This is a genomic window from Chitinophaga lutea (genome assembly GCF_003813775.1).
Classification (GTDB): domain Bacteria; phylum Bacteroidota; class Bacteroidia; order Chitinophagales; family Chitinophagaceae; genus Chitinophaga; species Chitinophaga lutea.
This window is the reverse complement of the sequence record NZ_RPDH01000001.1, coordinates 433,245-451,761: the sequence shown is the minus strand read 5'-3', so window position 1 is coordinate 451,761 and position 18,517 is coordinate 433,245. Positions and strand designations below refer to the sequence as shown.

The 18,517-nt window shown below is 53.1% G+C and carries 18 protein-coding genes; 11 read left to right on the top strand and 7 right to left on the bottom strand.

Annotated features, from left to right (window positions below):
* Positions 1-30 precede the first annotated feature (30 nt).
* From EGT74_RS01760 to EGT74_RS01745, 4 genes are all read right to left on the bottom strand, one after another.
* On the bottom strand, positions 31-735 hold the full coding sequence (locus EGT74_RS01760) for an energy transducer TonB (protein ID WP_158617959.1): 705 nt from the start codon (positions 733-735) through the stop codon (positions 31-33).
* 46 nt (positions 736-781) lie between these two features.
* Entirely contained in the window at positions 782-1,498 is a 717-nt protein-coding gene (locus EGT74_RS01755) for an energy transducer TonB (RefSeq protein WP_123844818.1), read from the bottom strand.
* 86 nt (positions 1,499-1,584) lie between these two features.
* Positions 1,585-3,411, bottom strand: a complete 1,827-nt coding sequence (locus tag EGT74_RS01750; RefSeq protein ID WP_123844817.1) for a M56 family metallopeptidase — start codon at positions 3,409-3,411, stop codon at positions 1,585-1,587.
* Positions 3,408-3,770, bottom strand: coding sequence for a BlaI/MecI/CopY family transcriptional regulator (locus tag EGT74_RS01745; protein ID WP_123844816.1), 363 nt, complete (start codon positions 3,768-3,770; stop codon positions 3,408-3,410). The genes EGT74_RS01750 and EGT74_RS01745 overlap by 4 nt, the downstream gene beginning before the upstream one ends.
* Positions 3,771-3,998: 228 nt before the next feature.
* Between EGT74_RS01745 and EGT74_RS01740 the strand changes: the two genes are divergently transcribed.
* The 3 genes from EGT74_RS01740 (at position 3,999) to EGT74_RS01730 (ending at position 7,456) form a co-directional block, all read left to right on the top strand.
* A complete protein-coding gene (locus tag EGT74_RS01740; protein ID WP_246008103.1) occupies positions 3,999-4,619 on the top strand; it encodes a cell division ATP-binding protein FtsE in 621 nt (206 codons plus the stop codon).
* Positions 4,620-4,744: 125 nt separating this feature from the next.
* On the top strand, positions 4,745-5,017 hold the full coding sequence (rpsO, locus tag EGT74_RS01735; RefSeq protein WP_123844814.1) for a 30S ribosomal protein S15: 273 nt from the start codon (positions 4,745-4,747) through the stop codon (positions 5,015-5,017).
* 87 nt (positions 5,018-5,104) lie between these two features.
* Positions 5,105-7,456 (top strand): polyribonucleotide nucleotidyltransferase, encoded by a 2,352-nt coding sequence (locus tag EGT74_RS01730; RefSeq protein WP_123844813.1) that lies wholly within the window; start codon positions 5,105-5,107, stop codon positions 7,454-7,456.
* A gap of 183 nt (positions 7,457-7,639) precedes the next feature.
* Here EGT74_RS01730 and EGT74_RS01725 read toward each other — a convergent pair whose 3' ends face one another.
* Positions 7,640-8,215 carry a hypothetical protein gene (locus tag EGT74_RS01725; protein ID WP_123844812.1) on the bottom strand — a complete coding sequence of 192 codons (576 nt, stop codon included), beginning with the start codon at positions 8,213-8,215 and terminating at the stop codon, positions 7,640-7,642.
* Between the two features lie 117 nt (positions 8,216-8,332).
* Here EGT74_RS01725 and prmA point away from each other — a divergent pair, with 117 nt between their 5' ends.
* The 3 genes from prmA (at position 8,333) to EGT74_RS01710 (ending at position 10,898) form a co-directional block, all read left to right on the top strand.
* On the top strand, positions 8,333-9,154 hold the full coding sequence (prmA, locus tag EGT74_RS01720; RefSeq protein ID WP_123844811.1) for a 50S ribosomal protein L11 methyltransferase: 822 nt from the start codon (positions 8,333-8,335) through the stop codon (positions 9,152-9,154).
* 117 nt (positions 9,155-9,271) lie between these two features.
* Complete coding sequence (gene plsY, locus EGT74_RS01715) at positions 9,272-9,910, top strand: glycerol-3-phosphate 1-O-acyltransferase PlsY (protein WP_123844810.1); 639 nt, start codon at positions 9,272-9,274, stop codon at positions 9,908-9,910.
* Between the two features lie 181 nt (positions 9,911-10,091).
* On the top strand, positions 10,092-10,898 hold the full coding sequence (locus EGT74_RS01710; RefSeq protein WP_123844809.1) for a M48 family metallopeptidase: 807 nt from the start codon (positions 10,092-10,094) through the stop codon (positions 10,896-10,898).
* A gap of 184 nt (positions 10,899-11,082) precedes the next feature.
* Here EGT74_RS01710 and EGT74_RS01705 read toward each other — a convergent pair whose 3' ends face one another.
* Positions 11,083-11,952 (bottom strand): transglutaminase-like domain-containing protein, encoded by an 870-nt coding sequence (locus tag EGT74_RS01705; protein ID WP_123844808.1) that lies wholly within the window; start codon positions 11,950-11,952, stop codon positions 11,083-11,085.
* 114 nt (positions 11,953-12,066) lie between these two features.
* On the bottom strand, positions 12,067-14,415 hold the full coding sequence (gene topA / locus EGT74_RS01700; protein WP_123844807.1) for a type I DNA topoisomerase: 2,349 nt from the start codon (positions 14,413-14,415) through the stop codon (positions 12,067-12,069).
* A gap of 261 nt (positions 14,416-14,676) precedes the next feature.
* Between topA and EGT74_RS01695 the strand changes: the two genes are divergently transcribed.
* From EGT74_RS01695 to EGT74_RS01675, 5 genes are all read left to right on the top strand, one after another.
* On the top strand, positions 14,677-15,447 hold the full coding sequence (locus EGT74_RS01695; protein ID WP_123844806.1) for a Rossmann-like and DUF2520 domain-containing protein: 771 nt from the start codon (positions 14,677-14,679) through the stop codon (positions 15,445-15,447).
* Positions 15,448-15,489: 42 nt separating this feature from the next.
* Complete coding sequence (locus tag EGT74_RS01690; protein WP_246008102.1) at positions 15,490-16,014, top strand: KdsC family phosphatase; 525 nt, start codon at positions 15,490-15,492, stop codon at positions 16,012-16,014.
* Positions 16,015-16,044: 30 nt separating this feature from the next.
* Positions 16,045-16,989: a geranylgeranylglycerol-phosphate geranylgeranyltransferase gene (locus tag EGT74_RS01685; protein WP_123844805.1), complete on the top strand. Its 945-nt coding sequence runs from the start codon at positions 16,045-16,047 to the stop codon at positions 16,987-16,989.
* A gap of 1 nt (position 16,990) precedes the next feature.
* Positions 16,991-17,560 (top strand): Maf family protein, encoded by a 570-nt coding sequence (locus EGT74_RS01680; RefSeq protein ID WP_123844804.1) that lies wholly within the window; start codon positions 16,991-16,993, stop codon positions 17,558-17,560.
* A gap of 83 nt (positions 17,561-17,643) precedes the next feature.
* Positions 17,644-18,459 carry a hypothetical protein gene (locus EGT74_RS01675; RefSeq protein WP_123844803.1) on the top strand — a complete coding sequence of 272 codons (816 nt, stop codon included), beginning with the start codon at positions 17,644-17,646 and terminating at the stop codon, positions 18,457-18,459.
* Positions 18,460-18,517 lie beyond the last annotated feature (58 nt).

The following is an 18,517-nucleotide window of genomic DNA, read 5'->3' as shown; positions in this document are numbered from 1 at the left end:
GTCGGGCAAGAAGGGAAAGCATGGTCAGTTTTACCGGCCGTTCGTGACGGTGTACGTCACCGGGAAAGTGTGCTCCACGGCTACTTTTTCCCCGTTTTTGATGGCCGGTTCCCAGTTCGGCATGGCTTTGATCATTTCCATCGCTTCCTCTTCCAGTCCGTACCCGATGGGCTGGCTGATGACGCGGAAGTTGGAGAGCTCACCGGTTTCACTGATCAGCATGGAGATCACCACCTGGCCGCCGACGCCTTGTTCTACGGCCTGGCGGGGGTATCTCAGCTTGCTGTTGATGAATTCCGCGGCCGCCATATCGCCGCCGGGAAAGTGGGGCGGCATGTCGAGCATGAAGGTGCGCAGCGGCTCACGGCCGGGCTGCGGCTGCAGGTAAAACTTCCCGGTTACCACGTATTGCGTAAATGTCTTTTTGCCTTTTACGAGCCCGGGCTCCCAGTCCGGCATTTTTTTGATCATGTTTACCAGCGCGCGGCTGAACGGATCGGTGAGGCCGGTGGGCACGGTGCTGATGAAGGATATTTTTCCTTTGCGGTCCACGACGAGGCGGGCCTGCGCAATGGTGCCTTCTTCCGTATAGTCGCCTTTTTCGGGAATGTTGATGTTGTTGTTGATGAACTGCACCAGCGAATCGGTGCCGCCGGGGAAGCCGGGATCCTTATACTGCTGGGCGGCAGCAGGCATGGTGAGGGCGATGGTCATAACCAACAGGAGGTATTTCATAGGGATAATGGATTTGAGTATGAATATATAAAAAACGTGCGAAATATTACCGGGGCACCTGTGGCGGGGGTACTTCGAAACGCACCGGCAATGTGAACTGCACATTGACTCCCTTGCCGTTCTGGATGCCCGGTTGCCAGCGGGGCATTTCCCTGACGAGGCGCATGGCTTCTTCAGGAAGGCCATACCCAAGCGCCGTGCCGAGTGCTTTTACATCAACGATGGAACCATCGCTTTTTATCACGAACATAACGTACACGGTGCCTCCTGTTTTTTGCTGAGCGGCCTGCAACGGGTAAGAAATATTGCTTTCAAGGTATGCCGACAAACCCGCTTCGCCGCCAGGAAAGCGCGGCGGCTGTTCGATCGTGATGGTCTGCGCGCGGGCGGCATTCGAATCTTCCGGTTGATGCAGGTAGAACTTTCCCGTGAGGTGGTAACTCATGGCGGTTTTTTTGCCGCGGATGGTGCCCGGTTCCCAATCCGGCATTTCCTTTACCATCCTGATCATTTCTTCCTCGTACGGAGTCGCCTTTGCGAATCCCCATGCTTTGACATGCGAAATTTTACCGCTTTTGCTCACGTCGAAATAAACGGAAGCCAGCTGGCCATCTCGGCCCAGCGCCGCGGCAGGGAATATGACTTTATTGGAAAGGTATTGCAGCAGGGAATCGAGGCCGCCGGGGAAAGACGGATCGGTATATTGGGCGGAAGTTTGCAGAACGGGCAGCAGCAAAACGGACAAAAGCAGGTACCGGCGCATAGGTAGAGACCAATTTCGAACGAAGATAATGCAAAAAAAATGCGTCGTAAAAACGACGCACCTGGTTACAAACTATATAATTCCAATTATTGCAATCTGAAAGCGATCGGCAGGCGCACCTCCGCGGGTATGATTTTTCCCTTATCCTTCGCAGGTTTCCATGCAGGCATGTTTTTAACCACCCGCAGGGCTTCCTCTTCCAGCCCGCCGCCCAGTTTTGGGCTGGCGATACGGACATCATCCAGGGTGCCGTTGGGTTGTACGGTGAACGCTACCAGTACGTTTCCCTGTATTTTGCCGTTGCGCGCGGCCGCGGGGTAGCGTAAATGCGTGGAGAGATATTGGGACAGGGCTGCATTGCCACCCCCGAAAACCGGCATTTGGTCTGCGATGCGATGAAGGCTTTTATTGTCCGCCGATGCCTGTTCCTTGTCAACTTTGCCGTTTTTCTCCAATACGAAGCGGATCGGGAGGTTGAACATCACAGCCACGTTGCGGCCGTTCTGTTTGCCGGGGATCCAGTTGCCCATGGCCTGTACCACACGAATGGCTTCTTCTTCAAGGCCGCCTCCTTTGGGGGTTCCCACAGTCCGCACATCCATAATCGCTCCGTTGTTTTTGACAATGAAGGAAACGAACACAGTGCCTGAAATCCCTTTTTCCGTGGCCATAGGCGGGTATTTGATGGACTGGTTGAGGTAACGGAAGAGGGCTTCCTCACCGCCCGGGTAGCGGGGGGGCTGTTCCACGAATGTGAATACTTCACCCTTCCCGGTGGTATCTTGGGCGCCTGCATTGCCTGTCACTGTTGCGGCCGGAGCTGGTGGCGGAGGAGGAGCGGGGTAGCCCACTACAGTAACAACCGGTTGTTGGCGGCCGGTGTCGGGGCGGGCGGGAATATCTTCGCGTTTAATGCCCGCGGGCGGCATGAAGGTGACTTTTGGATGGGGGGATACCTTTTCCTGCGCCGGTTTCTCCAGCACCAGCGGCTCCGAAGGCACGGCCGGAAGCGATGAAAAGTCGAACGGGCGCTGCTCATCATCCGCCACAAACGCCAGCGCGCTGAAAATAAATACGGCCAGCGGCAGGATCAGCAGGCGCCGCAGATAGCTGAACCGCAGGTTGCGCGATTGCGTCAGCATCAGGATGCGGCGTTTGATGGGCTGATGTGAGAAACTGCTCGTCATATTGAACGTATGTTTCGATTGCAGCGCCATCTGCAGGATGCTTTGCGCATATTCCCGCACATCGCCGTTCACCACGGCCTTTTTATCGGCAATGAATTCGTGGATGACAGCCAGCTCGCGTTTGATCAGGTGAAAGAACGGATTGATCCAGCAGGCCGCGGTCACCAGTTCCATAAAGAGTTTATCCCAACTGTGCCTTTCCTGCAAATGCACCATTTCGTGCTGCAGCATCTGGCGGCCCTCGCTGGTTTCGGCGTGGAAAGTTTCATTCCAGAAAATGTAGCGGAAAAATGAGAACGGCGACGTCACCTTTTCAGACAGCACCAGCCAGTAAGGTTGCAGGAATTCCACGCGGCTGCTGCGGATGAGTGACAGGATTTTCCAGTACCCGCCTGCGATGCGCAGCAGCAACGCAAACAGTACGAAGCCGTATAACAGGGTGCTCCAGTTGATGGTCGCCATCAGCGATACTTCGGAAGGGGCCAGTACCTGTTCGCGCAGGGTGACTACCTGGCTCGTATACACGTAGATGGTTTCCGGGCCTGCCTGGGTAAACGGCATGGGAATGCGCAGCAGCGGCACGGTGAGGCTCAGGATCGTGCACAGCAGCAGGTAGTACCGGTTCCACTGATGGAAGCGGTTGTTGCGCAGCATCGCGTAGTAGTAGGCGTACAGGATGCCGGAACAGATGACCACCTTGGCGAGGTAAACAAGTAATGGCGTCATTTTTTCGCGTTTTTGATCTGTTGTAATAATTTCTCCAGCTCAGCCACACTCATGTCTTTTTCCTTTACAAAGAAGGACACCATATTGCTGAAAGAACCTTCAAAATAGCCGGATACAAGACTCTTCACGGTTTTATGGCTGTACTCTTCCTTGCTCACGATGGCAAAATACTGGTGGCTTTTACCATATGCCTTGTAGTTCACAAATCCTTTGTCCACCAGGATCTTCACCAGGGTGGAAACGGTGTTGTAATGCGGGCGGGGCTCCGGCATTTCGTCTATCATGTCTTTCACGAAGGAAGGCCCCAGCTTCCATAATACCTGCATAATCTGCTCTTCGGCTTTTGTCAGCGTTTTCATTGTTGCTACTTTTTTTTACGTTTGTAATGTTGGGGATTCTGGTCTCAATTCAAATGTAAAACTATTTATTTAGTTTTCAAACTATTTTTTTAGTTCGGTAATGAGTGTGATCACTAACAACTAATTGGTTATTTTTGAATTTCAAAAAGGAAATAAATGGTAGATCAACCCATAGTTAAGCTGACGGATGTAAATGTTTACCAGGGTAATTCTTTGATTTTGTCTGACGTGAATATTACCATAAACAGGGGTGAGTTTGTGTACCTCATTGGTAAAACGGGCACGGGCAAATCGAGTTTGCTGAAAACGTTATACGGGGATTTGCCCCTGAAGGAGGGGAGCGGGCAGGTAGTAGGGTTTGATCTGACCAAAATGGACTGGAAGAAAGTACCGTACCTGCGGAGGAATCTGGGGGTGGTGTTCCAGGATTTTCAGCTGCTGACCGACCGGAACGTGCACGACAATCTCAAATTCGCGCTGAAGGCTACCGGGTGGCAGGAGCCCAAGCTGATCGAGGAGAAGATCAACGACGTGCTGGATAAGGTGGGGTTGGCCACGAAGGGTTTCAAGATGCCGTACGAATTGTCCGGCGGCGAGCAGCAGCGTGTGGATATTGCCCGGGCCCTGCTGAATTCCCCCAAGCTGATCCTGGCCGATGAGCCTACCGGCAACCTCGACCCCGAAACGTCCGACGGCATTATGCAGCTGCTGTTCCGCATCTGCCGGGAAGACGGTACGGCGCTGGTGATGGCGACCCACGACTATATTGTATTACAGAAGTTCCCTTCCCGGGTGCTGAGAACGGAGAACGGGCAGGTGACCGACAATGCAGCGATTAATTTTGTATAGATAAAATGCTGGTTTCCAGCAGGGTAATGAATTTAATATGGAATAACTTCAATTTGGAACTTGCAATATTACTTCTTACCTTTGCACCGGAAAAATAGCGAGTAAAAAAATTATTATTATCAAAGATGTCTTACTTAACTGTAGAAAAGAAAGCTAATATTTTCAAAGAATTCGGTGGCAACGAAAAGAATACCGGTTCTGTGGAAGCACAAATTGCACTGGTTACCGAGCGGATCAACAGTATCTCTGCTCACCTGAAGCAAAATAAAAAGGACTTCTCCACGCACCGTGGTTTGATGAAAATGGTAGGGCAAAGAAAGCGTTTGCTGTCTTACCTGGCAAAAACCAACCTCTCCGGCTACCGTGCCCTCATTGAGAAGTTAGGTATCAGAAAGTAATCTGAAACTTATTATAGCGCTATTCCCAACTGATTATAGTTGGGAATAGTTTTTTTGTATGTGTACCTTATTAATCCTCACACAAGTATGAATCTCACACCTACTTCGGTTAAATTTGATATAGGCGGAGGCCGCGAGGTGACCATAGAAACCGGCAAAATGGCCCGTCAGGCCGATGGTTCGGTAACTGTGCGCCTGGGCGACTGTATTCTGCTGGCTACCGTTGTGGCCAACCAAAAGCCCAAAGAAGGGCAATCTTTCTTCCCGTTGACTGTTGATTACCAGGAGAAATTTGCATCTGCAGGCCGTATCCCCGGCTCTTTTTTCAAACGTGAAGGCAAACTCAGCGACTATGAAGTGCTGATTTCCCGCCTGATCGACCGCGCACTGCGCCCCCTGTTCCCCGACGATTATCTCTGCGACGTACAGGTACTGGTTACCCTCGTTTCTTCCGATGCGGAAGTAATGCCCGACGCCCTGGCCGCCCTGGCTGCTTCTGCGGCGCTGGCCGTTTCCGACGTGCCCATCCAGGAAATCATTTCCGAAGTGCGCATCGCCCGTGTAAACGGTGAATTTATCATCAACCCCACCCGCACCCAGCTGGCAACGGCTGATATGGACTTCATCGTGGCCGCTACCGCCAAAAACATCATGATGGTGGAAGGCGAGAGCAAGGAGTGCCAGGAAGAAGACCTCGTGAAAGCCATCGAACTGGCCCACGAAGCCATCAAGGTACAGGTAAAAGCACAGGAAGAATTACGCGCCCTGGTAGGCAACCCTGCCAAACGCGAATACGATAAACCGCACCAGAACGAAGAACTCAAAGCTAAAATCGCCGCATTTGCACAAGCCAGGATCCTGGAAGTGTCCAAATCAGCACTGGGTAAACACCAGCGCAGCGAAGCTTTCAGCAAAATCGAAGAAGAACTGGTAGCCGCTCTCGGTGAACTGCCGGAAGAAGACGCCAAACTGGTGGGCAGCTATTTCCACGACCTGGAAAAAGAAACCGTGCGCAACATGATCCTGGATCAGAGCATCCGTCTCGACGGCCGTGTGCTGGACCAGGTGCGCCCCCTGAACATGGAAGTAGACCTGCTGCCTTCGCCGCACGGCTCCGCCCTGTTCACCCGCGGAGAAACCCAATCCCTCACCACCGTTACCCTCGGTACCCCGGATGATGAGCTGCTGATTGAAAGCGCCGCCACTTCCAACTACGTGAAGTTTATCCTGCACTATAATTTCCCTCCTTTCTCCACCGGCGAGGTGAAGATGATGCGCGGCCCCGGCCGTCGCGAGGTGGGGCACGGTAACCTGGCCCTCCGCTCCCTGAAGCAGATGATGCCCGGCAGCGATTACGCCTATACCGTACGTGTAGTATCGGATATCCTCGAATCCAATGGTTCCTCTTCCATGGCTACCGTGTGCGCAGGCTCACTGGCGCTGATGGATGCAGGTGTACCCCTCCCCAAACACGTGTCTGGTATCGCCATGGGATTGATTTCCCGCGCCGCCGACGGCAAATGGGCCGTACTGAGCGACATCCTGGGCGATGAAGACCACCTGGGCGACATGGACTTTAAAGTAACCGGTACCCGCGATGGTATTTGCGGCGTACAGATGGATATCAAAGTGGACGGTCTGAGCATGGACGTAATGCGCGCCGCGCTGGCACAAGCCCGCAAAGGCCGCCTGCACATCCTCGATGCCATGTACAGCTGCATCGAAGCTGCCCGTCCTGAACCGAAACCGCATGCTCCGCGCATGGAAAAACTGATCATCGACCGCGAATACATCGGCGCGGTGATCGGGCCCGGCGGTAAAGTTATCCAGGAAATCCAGCGCGAAACCGGCACTACCATCAACATCGAAGAGGTAGGCCAAACCGGTGAAGTAAGCATCTTCGCAACGCAGAAAGAAAATCTCGATAAAGCACTCACCTGGATCAAAGGCATCGTAGCCGTTCCTGAAGTAGGCGAGGTATACGAATCTACCGTGAAAAGCGTAATGCCTTACGGTGCGTTCGTGGAATTCCTCCCCGGCAAACAGGGCCTGCTGCACATCTCCGAAGTTTCCTGGAAACGCCTCGAGAACATGGACGGCGTACTGAGCGAAGGCGAAAAAGTGAAAGTGAAACTGGTAGGCACCGATCCGAAAACGGGCAAATTCAAACTCAGCCGCAAAGTGCTGATGCCGAAACCCGAAGGTTACGTGGAAAGGCCCGAGCGTGAAGAACGCGGCGAAAAAGGCGACCGTGGTGACCGTGGCGACCGCCGTGGCGGTGATCGCGGAGACCGCAGAGGTGGCGACCGTGGCGGCGACCGCAGAGGCGGTTTCGATCGTGGCGGCGACCGTGGCGATCGCGGACACAGCCGTCCTTCACAGTCTGAGCCTACAGAGCCCATGGGCCCCATCGAAGGTCCCGTGTTCGACGAACAATAAACAGACTTCATTACAATAGAAAAGAGGTTGTCTTACTGCAAGACAACCTCTTTTTTTATCTGTTTATCCGTGTTGTGAAATGTTGCCGGAGCGTTTTATTTGCTAAAGCCGGCAGCTGTGCTTACAGCAAAGCCGGATCTTTTCATAGCGGGCTTTCCCGGCCGCGTCGCTCCTCGCAGCTCCTCATCTTCCCACCGTCGACATCTGCTCCACGAACACCTCACTTTCCCGCCAGAAGAACTTGCCTTTCACGAACCTGAATATCTTGAACGTTTTCAGCCCCACGTCCTCATAGTCGACCTGGAATTGTTTGATGCGTTTGCCCGTGGCGCGGTCCACTATCTGCACGCGCCCGCCTTCCAGCAGCTCCGGCAGTATCTCGTCGAGGTAAGGCAGCAGGATGGTTTCGTTATCGTTCCAGAACAGGGCGATCTTATCCGTGGTGTAGCTTAAGGGATTGTTTTTGGAAGCCGCCCAGAACCGGGAGGCAAGGCCATAGTGCCGCTGTACTTCTTCCGGCTGCAGGTGCGAAAACTGGATGTTGCGGAATACCTCTTTGGAATACTTGCGCTGCGGCAGAATGGTGTCGAGCCCCTTGAAATAATCTTCCACATCCTGTTTGTCGATGATCAGCACCGCCGTCTGCAGCTGGTAAAAAATGGAATCCTTGTATTCGTTGTCGTACACCTTCACGATGTTCTGCGCGATACAGCAGAACGAGGAGGCCAGGGCGGCCGCCAGCATAATGAGTTTTTTCATAGGATAAGGTTATATTATTATAATTCAAATATAAGGCAGGCCGCGATTCCGGCAAAGGATTTTGAAAAAAGGTCTTTCCCGTATTGGCACTGAGGGATTTGTATTTATCTTGCGCCCATGTCGCACATTGCCGTTACCATTTCCGCGCCCGCGGAGATCAAGGATATACTCATCGCCCAACTGGCGGACGTGGGTTATGAAGGATTTGAAGAAACCGCGGACCTGCTGGTGGCCTACATCCCGGAAGCCGATTTCGATGAAAACATCTTACAGGGCCTGGCCGGTTCTCACGGGCTGGACTACACGAAAGAAAAGATAGAACAGGCCAACTGGAATGCCGTGTGGGAAAGTAATTTCCAGCCGGTGCTGGTGGATGATTTCTGCGGTATCCGCGCCGGGTTTCATGCGCCGCTGGGCGATGCCGTGCGGCATGAGATCGTGATCACGCCCAAGATGTCGTTCGGCACAGGGCATCACGCCACTACGTATTCCGTGATCAAACTGATGGAAGACATTGATTTCAGCGGGAAGAAAGTATTCGATTTCGGTACGGGCACGGGCATCCTGGCCATCCTGGCAGACAAGCTGGGCGCCGCGCAGACGGACGGGATCGACAACGATACCTGGGCGGTGGATAACGCGGAAGAGAATGTAGCCGGCAACCGGTGCCGCGCGGTGCGCATCTGGCAGGCAGACCAGCTGGATGCCGTGGAAAGCGGGGCATACGACGTGGTGCTCGCCAATATCAACCGTAACATACTGCTGGCCAATATGGTGCACATGAAAAGAATTCTCAAAAATCATGGTATTTTGATTTTGAGTGGTATATTGCAGGAAGACGCGACTGCAATTGTTCAGGCGGCAACTACGGCCGGCCTGAAGGCGGAGAGGAAAGCAGAGAGGGAGCACTGGCTGGCACTTTCCTTCCATAATAGTTAATGTGGAAAAATTTACATATTTTAATTGCTGATTTTGGAGTAATTGCCTTAATATTGCCGTTAAGTTTACAATCGTTTTAACAGATAAATTACTATCTTAGCACTCTAACTTGTTGTGATGACAGAATTATTGCTACTTATTGGCGCCTACCTGATAGGCTCTTTTGCGACTGCTGTATGGGTTAGTAAAGGGGTTTTCGGTATCGATATACGTGAACACGGTTCCGGTAACGCTGGTGCCACCAATACTTTCCGTGTGCTCGGTCCCAAGGCCGGTACTTTCGTGATGTTGGTGGACATGCTGAAGGGCGTACTGGCAGTAAGGCTGTCTTATCTCATCCCTCCATACGATTCACCGGAACAGCTGATCAACCTGCAGGTGGGCCTCGGTCTGGCGGCCGTAGTGGGCCATATCTTCCCCATTTGGGCCGGTTTCCGCGGCGGTAAGGGCATCGCCACCCTGTTCGGGATGGTGCTCGCCATTCAGCCCCTGGTAGCTTTGTGCTGCGTGGGCGTTTTCCTCATGATTCTCTTTTTAACCAGATATGTGTCTTTGAGCTCCATCATTGCCAGCATCGCTTTCCCGGTGCTCATCCTCTTCATCTTCAGGGAGCAGGAGGTGTTTTACCGCATCTTTGCCATTGCGGTGGCCCTCATGGTGGTATTGACCCACCAGAAGAACATCATGCGTTTATTGACCGGTAACGAGTCCAAGGTACCGCTGTTCAAAAATCGTAAAAACAAACACGGCGAATAACCTGTCGCATTTTATTTCCCCTTTCCGAACAAAACGGCATTTTTACCTGTTTCCGTGATACGGCGTGTTGCCCTTTGGTGTAATTCGGCACAACGATTGTATTATGTTACTCAAAGTGATAAATTTGCCGCGCACATGTGCGAGCATGTGCACAGCCCATCTATCTTCAAAATATAAACCGATGAAAAAAATTGCGTTGTTATTCGTAGCCGGTACAGGATTCATGTACGCCTGTACGCGGGTGCCCATCACCGGCAGAAGCCAGTTAAACCTCATTCCTGAAGCTACAATGCAATCCATGGCGGTACAGGAGTATCAGAGCTTTCTTTCCCAGAATAAAACCGTTTCCCCCGCCGCCAGCAAAGACGCGGAAATGGTACGCCGCGTGGGTAACAGGATTGCCGCTGCAGTAACGTCTTACATGAGCCAGAACAATATGGGCGACCAGGTGGCTGGCTATAAATGGGAGTTTAACCTGGTAGACAACAAACAGGTGAACGCATGGTGTATGCCGGGCGGTAAAGTGGTGGTGTACACCGGCCTGCTGCCGGTGACGCAGAACGAAAGCGCACTGGCCTGCGTAATGGGCCATGAGGTGGCGCACGCCATTGCCCGCCACGGGAACGAACGGATGAGCCAGGGCCTCGTGGCGCAGGGCATCCAGATCGCCGGCGCCGTAGCGCTCAATAAAAACCCGCAGGCACAGAACATCTTTATGCAGGCGGTAGGCGTGGGTGGCCCGCTGGGCCTGATGGCATACGGCCGTCAGAACGAGCTGGAAGCCGACCACCTGGGCCTGATTTTCATGGCGATGGCGGGGTACAACCCCAATGAAGCCGTGCCGTTCTGGACGCGTATGGCTAACGCCGGCGGCGGTCAGAAACCGCCCGAGCTGCTCAGCACGCACCCCAGCGACGACAGGCGCATTGCACAGCTGCAGAAGCTGATGCCGGAAGCCATGAAGTACTACCGTCCGCAGGGCAGATAAATACAGTACCGCATTACAATACACCGGGCTGGTCGGGAACAGGACGTTTCCGGCTGGCCCGGTTTCGTTTTGGGCACAAGGAAGGTGTAAAAGCATGGCTGGCGCCGCTTTTGATGAAGGTTAAAGGTGCAACCTGATGAAGGTCAAAAAGTAAAACGTGAAGTCTAAATAATGTGGGAGTACATCAATCCAGTATCTGTGCAAGATTCTGTAACTCATCCGATTTGTACTGTTCCTTGTCGTTCCGGAAACATTTGGCCATTTCTTCGAAAAGGAACTGGATGATCCGCTGGTTGCTCTGCGGTTTGTAGTAGGCGGGGAGGGGTGGCACGTTCACCCGTTTGAAATAGGTCTCCACGTCCTGCTGAGTATAGATCTGGCCCTGTATCGGGTCGATGAAGAACAGGATGCGGTAGTCCCCGGGATCCGCCGGTTCGGTGAAGTCGTAAAACGTATCGAAGTAAGCAAGTATGAACTGCCGCGGGATATTTACGGCATATACCGGCAGGTCGAGCATGGCGCACAGCGCCTGGTAGACGATGCCGTTGGTGATGGGATTGCCTTTTTTGGATTCTATCACCTGGTTGATGAAGAACTGGTTTTTGCGCTGGTAGGATACTTCTTCACCCTTCAGCCCGAAATAATTATAGATCATGCTGTTGAGCACATTGATCTGTTCGAGGGGGGTGAGGTAATTATTCAACTCCAGCCATATGTTGCGTTTGATGCGCTCTATTTCGGTGTTGACCTGGGATGCCTGTAAGTCGGGGTACTGATACCGTGCGGCGAGAATAGCGCCCTGCAGGAGTTCCTGGGCGCCTGCATTGTTCCATACGCGCACGGCCTCCTGGAGGTCGTGGTAATGTACGCGGTGTATCAGGAGTTCAATCCTTTCCTGGATCGATTCGTCGTAAGTGGTTTCCCAGAGATGTTCCAGATTCGGAATAATGTCTTTTCCGAACAGGAGAATCTTGTTGGCCACCGTATCAAATACTTCCTGGTCCGGATCATCCAATAAATGGAACAATGCGTTTATTTCTCTGGTCTCGTTCAATGACTGTCTTTTGATTTCCCTGGTCAATTTACGAATAACCCCTTGGAAATGAAAGTTTGAAAATCCGGGATTATTTCGTTATATTCCTATACTCACGCTGAGCCCTATACGAGTCTACGCCTTCTTTTTACGCGGCGGCGCCTTCTTCTTCGGCGGGTTGGCTTTGGCTTCTTCGATGATGGCTTTGGCCTCTTCCACCGTCAGGTCTGCAGCGGTATCGATCTTCTCTTTCGGGATCTTGAAATTCTTCAGGCCCACTTTCAGGTACGGGCCGTATGGGCCTTTGAGCACCTGTATTTTTTCCTTTTCGAACACCTTGATCGTACGCTCGTCTTTGGCCGTGCGTTTCTCCACGATCAGCGGGGCCACTTCTTCGAGCTCGACGGTATACGGGTCCATTTCCTTTTTGAGGGAATAGAATTTTTTGTCGTGTTGCGCATAGGGCCCGAAGCGGCCGATGTTCACCGTTACGTCGGTACCCTCGAACAGCCCGAGGTTACGGGGCAGGCGGAAGAGGTCCATGGCCTCGTCCATGCTGATGGTTTCGATGCTCTGGGTCTGCTTCAGTTTGGCGAAGCGGGGCTTTTCCTCATCTTCCACGGAGCCGATCTGCACCATGGGCCCGAAACGGCCCATACGGGCTACTACGGGTTTTCCGCTGGCAGGGTCGGTGCCCAGCTGGCGTTCGCCTTTCACCCTTTCGGCTTTCTCCAGGGTTTCCTCCACGTTCTGGTGGAACGGATCGTAAAAGTCGTGGAGCATCTTGTTCCACTTCTTTTTGCCGGTGGCTATTTCGTCGAATTCCTCTTCAATTTTGGCAGTAAAACCGTAGTCCATCACCCGGTCGAAGTACTGTTTCAGGAAGTCGGTCACCAACATGCCGAGATCCGTCGGGAACAGTTTGGATTTTTCGGCGCCGGTGTTTTCCTGTTCGGTCACCTTGGTGATCTGGTCGTTTTTCAGGTGGAGGATACGGAAGTCTCTCTTTATGCCTTCCTTATCCCTTTTTTCCACGTACCCACGCTTCTGGATGGTGGTGATGGTGGGCGCGTAGGTAGACGGGCGGCCGATGCCGAGTTCTTCCAGTTTCTTCACGAGGCTGGCCTCGGTATAGCGCGGTGCGGGACGGGTGAAGCGCTCGGTGGCTTTCATTTCCTTCAGGTCGAGCGCCTGTTTTACCGCGAGGGGCGGCAGCACGCCTTCCTGTTCTTCGTCCGATTCGTCTTCTTCGTCGCGCCCTTCCATATATATTTTCAGGAAACCGTCGAATTTCAGTACCTCGCCGCTGGCGGTCAGTTCTTCATTATTAGTGGAGATGCCGATTTTGGCGATGGTTTTTTCGAGCTCCGCGTCACTCATCTGGCTGGCGATGGTCCGTTTCCAGATCAGCTCGTACAGCCGTTTCAGGTCGGAATCGTCTACCGTCGGATTTTCCATGTAGGTGGGGCGGATGGCCTCGTGCGCCTCCTGGGCGCTTTCATTTTTATTCTTGTACTTACGGGCCTGGAAATACTTTTCGCCGTAGTTGGTATGAATGGCTTTGCTGATGTCTGCAATGGCGGTTTCGGAGAGGTTCACCGAGTCCGTACGCATATAGGTGATCTGACCGCTTTCATACAGCTTCTGCGCCAGCAGCATGGTTTTAGACACGCTGTAGCCCAGCTTGCGGCTGGCCTCCTGTTGCAGGGTGGAGGTGGTGAAGGGTGCGGCGGGTGATTTTTTGCCGGGTTTCACCTGGATGTCTTTCACCGTATAGGCGGCGCCGATACATTGCTGCAGAAACTGTTCGGCGTCTTCCGCCGTTTTGAAGCGGCCGGGGCCTTCGGCTTTGAACGTGATCGTGCGCCCCTGGATGTCTTTGGCCAGGAAAAACGCCTCTACCTTGAAACTGCTGGTAGCGCCAAAGCTGTTGATTTCACGCTCGCGCTCCACGATCAGGCGAACCGCTACGGATTGAACGCGGCCGGCGGAAAGGGAGTTGCGCATGCTCATTTTGCGCCACAACACGGGCGACAGCTCGAAGCCCACTATCCGGTCAAGGATGCGGCGGGCCTGCTGGGCGTTCACCAGGTTCATGTCGAGCAGGCGGGGCGCCTGTACGGCTTTTTCAATGGCAGGTTTCGTAATCTCGTGAAAAACAATGCGTTTGGTGCTGTCCGGGTCCAGGCCCAATACCTCGCACAAATGCCACGAAATGGCCTCTCCCTCACGGTCCTCATCCGTTGCCAGCCAAACCTCGTCGGAGTCTTTCGCCATTTTTTTTAGCTCTTTTACAACCTTTTCCTTGTCATCCGGTATTATATACTTAGGCTTAAAGTTGTTCTTGATGTCGATACCCATATCGTCCTTCTCCAGGTCACGGATATGACCGAAGCAAGATTTAACCTCGAAGTCTTTACCTAAAATTTTTTCTATAGTTTTTGCCTTTGCCGGGGACTCAACAATCACGAGATTTTTTGCCATGAACGCCTGCTTTTATTTCGATAATTACGCAAAAATTTGCACAAAAGTTACAAATCCGATTTGTGCAAGTATATAAAAGTAGGTTGATATAAAAAACAGTATTTGGTAAATAGTTGATTTATAGACAACAATGGGAACGGCCTATCTTGCATATATTTAATTGCCTCCGGTTTAGCGGAAAGACAGTTATATTACATTAGGAAATAAACCCATGCGTGCCGAAGGTGGCACAGATTTGGGGCATACTGTAAAAATTCATCGATGGACATAGTTATAATAGGAGCGGGGAATGTAGCACACTGTTTCGGACATTTTATGAAGTTGCACGGGCACCAGGTAAAGCAGGTGATCAGCCGGCAGGCCGACCATGCCAGGGAGCTGGCGGAACTGCTGGGGGCGGCCTACACGACGGACCTGCTGGACATTGACATGGAGGCGGACGTATACCTGCTGGCGGTGGGCGACGACGTGCTGGGGGAACTGAACGACCAGCTGCGGCTGGGCCGGCGCATCGTGATCCATACGGCCGGCGCCGTGTCGATTGACGCGATTGCCCGGATTTCCGTGAATACGGGGGTGATGTACCCCCTGCAAAGCATCCGCAAGGAAAACAAGAGTTACCCGGCCATCCCCCTCATCCTCGAGGCGGGCAACGACGAGGTGCAGCGCCGCCTCTTCGCCCTGGCCCAGAGCATCAGCCCGTCCATCACCTTCATGAGCTCCGCCGAACGGCTGCAGATGCACCTGGCCGCCGTTTTCTGCAATAACTTCACGAACCATATGCTGACGCTGGCCAAATTCTACTGCGAGCACGAAGGCCGTGATTTTACTTTGCTGACACCTTTAATAAAAGAAACCTTCCAGCGGCTTGACAAGTATTCCCCGGAAACGGTACAAACGGGGCCGGCTATCCGCCACGACGAAAAGACCATGGCCCTTCATCAGTCCATCCTGCAGGAATATCCCTCCATGCTGCAGATTTACCCGCTGCTGTCTGAAAGTATTTACCAGTTTCACCGGAATGAGGCGTAAATGTTTATTTTTGCCCACTGATCACAGTCAGCATACATAATAATGATAAACGTTCTGGAGAAATTCACTTATATCCGCACTTTTGTTTTCGATGTGGACGGCGTATTGACGGATGGCACGGTACTGCTGCTGCCCAACGGGGAGCAAAGCCGTAAAATGAGCATCCGCGACGGGTATGCCCTGCAACTGGCCGTTAAACAGGGGTACCGCATCGCCGTTATCTCGGGTGGCCGTTCCGAGAGCGTGGTGGCCCGCCTCAACGGGCTGGGCATCACAGACGTGTTCACCGGCATCACCAACAAGGCGGAAAAGCTGGAAGACTATGCGCTGGAACACGATCTGCGCTGGGAGGAGGTGCTGTTTATGGGAGACGATATCCCGGACTACCGGGCCATGCAGCTGTGCGGCCTCTCCACCTGTCCGGCCGACGCCTGCCCCGAAATCAAAAGCATTTCCATGTATGTGTCGCCCGTAGCAGGGGGGCAGGGCTGTGTCAGGGACGTGATCGAAAAAGTGCTGAAGCTGAACGGCCACTGGGTGCTCGACGAAACCGTCGCCTCCCGGTAATTCCTAATTTTCCTAATCATCAATTGAACCATGACTCTGCTGGCGGCTTTTTTCAGAATGGTGAGGTATCCCAACCTGATCTATATAGCGTTGACCCAGTTTTTGCTGCAATACTGCGTGGTAGCACCCGTATTGCAGAACAGCGGGGCGGCACCTTCCCTTTCATTCGCGCACTTCCTGATGCTGTGCTTTTCTACCGTACTGGTGGCGGCAGGGGGGTATATTATTAATGACTATTTCGATATCAATATAGACCTGGTCAACAAGCCGGACAAGATGGTGGTGGAAAAGATCATCAACCGCCGCTGGGCCATGGCTTGGCATACCCTACTGAATATGGCCGGCGTATCGCTGGGGTTCCTGGTGGCCTTCCAGATCGGGCAGTTTTACCTCGGCTTCGTGCAGGTGTTCTGCACCCTGCTGCTCTGGTTCTACTCCACCTCCTTCAAACGCCAGGTGCTCATCGGCAATGTGGCGATTTCCCTGCTCACCGCGCTGAGCGTAGTGGTGGTGGGTTTCTACGAAAAACAGATCTATGAGAGCTTCGAAGCGATCATGAGCCTCGCCGGCCGCCGGCTGATACAGATCATCGGCGTGTACGCCCTGTTCGCCTTCGTACTGTCGATGATCCGCGAGATCGTCAAGGATATGGAAGACATGATCGGCGACAGTAAAGACGGCTGCCGCACCATTCCCATCGTATGGGGGCTGCGGAAAGCGAAAAACTTCACCATGCTGCTGATGGTGCTGCTGCAGGTGCTGCTCGTGGCCATCATGGTGGTGGTGATCACAAAAACCTGGTACATCGCCGCGGCATACATCCTGCTGATGGTACTGCTGCCGTTCACGCTGTTCGTGCAGAAGCCGCTGATGACGGCCTACCAGCCCGCGCACTTCCACAAAATCAGCACCTGGATAAAAATCGTGATGCTCACCGGCATCCTTTCCATGATCTTCTTTAAACTGCTGCTATAATATGTATACCGGAAAACCCGTGGTGCTGGCCTCCCAGTCGCCCCGCCGCCGGCAGCTGCTGGAACAGGCAGGCATTCCCTTCGAAGTGAAAATCAGTGAAGCAGAAGAAACCTTTCCGCCGGACATGCCCATCCCGGACGTACCGGTGCACATCGCCCGCCAGAAGGCAAAGGCGGTGGCGGCAGCCTACAGCGATAACGACGTCATCGTGGCGGCGGATACCGTGGTGGTGCTGCACAACACCATCATCGGCAAACCCACCGACCGGGCAGACGCCATCCGTATCCTCACCGCCCTCAGCGGACAAATCCACGAAGTGATCACCGGCGTCGTTATCCTGCACAACGGCCGCGAAGAAGCGTTCTCCCAAACCACCGAGGTGCACTTCAAACCGCTCTCTCCCGGACAAATCGAATATTACGTGGATCACTACCAGCCGTACGATAAAGCCGGGGCCTACGCCATCCAGGAATGGATAGGCGCCGTGGGCATCGACCGTATCAACGGCTGCTTTTACAACGTGATGGGCCTACCCATCAGCCAGGTGGCGGAACGGTTGCAAAAGATATAAAATATCTATACATTAAGAAATATATTGTTATATTTGTTCCCGTAATGCAACTTGTTGGCTGCAACGCCTGATACCCTATGACTATGAAAAACATTATCCCCTGCCTGCTCATTGCGGGCCTCTTATCAGCCTGTTCCAAGAAAAAGGATGCCGGGCCGGACAATGCTCCGGACGAAAAAATGGTGTCGCGCCTGATGTATGACGCAGACACGCTCCAGGTGATCTATCATGCGGACGGTTCCGTCAAACAATTCAAACAATATGGCCAGAACCAGGGATTCACCCCCGACTCCACGCAGGTATTGTACGAAAACGGCAACATCGCCCGCTTCAGGATCTGGGCCATGGGAGAGTTGCGCGACGACCGGAGTTTTCAGTACAACGGCGAGCGCCAGCTGGTAAAAATCAATTATTACAACATGGTAAGCCCCACGGAACTGGCGGTGACCGATAAGGATTCCATCGTGTACAAACAGGGTAAAGCTGCCGAGCTGCACGTGATCAACGGTACGATCCGCAACGAGGTGTACAAGCTCGCCTGGGAGAAAGACAACGTGAGCGAGGTGGGCCATTTCCTGGTCATCGGCGGGGAGGAAGTACTGTACCGGAGCACGAAGTTGACGTACAACGACAAAGCCGCCCTTCACCGCAGTTTCCCCACCTACCTGCTGTTCCTGCTTTCCAACACCAGCCGGGATTTTACGGCCCTGAGCGCGAACACGCCGCTGAAGGAGGAAACATCCGAACACCCCGGCCCCACGCCCGTGGAGCAGGTGACCTATGAATATGTCTACAACGATAAAGGAGAACTGGAAAAAATAAAAACTAAAACGGAAACATTGCCCGGCGGACAAACCGATATCGTCAATACGGGCATCGCCTATATCCCTGTGCAATAGCAAAACCCTGCACATCATTCACAGATAAAAACGGAAATCTCTAAAAACCCAATACACA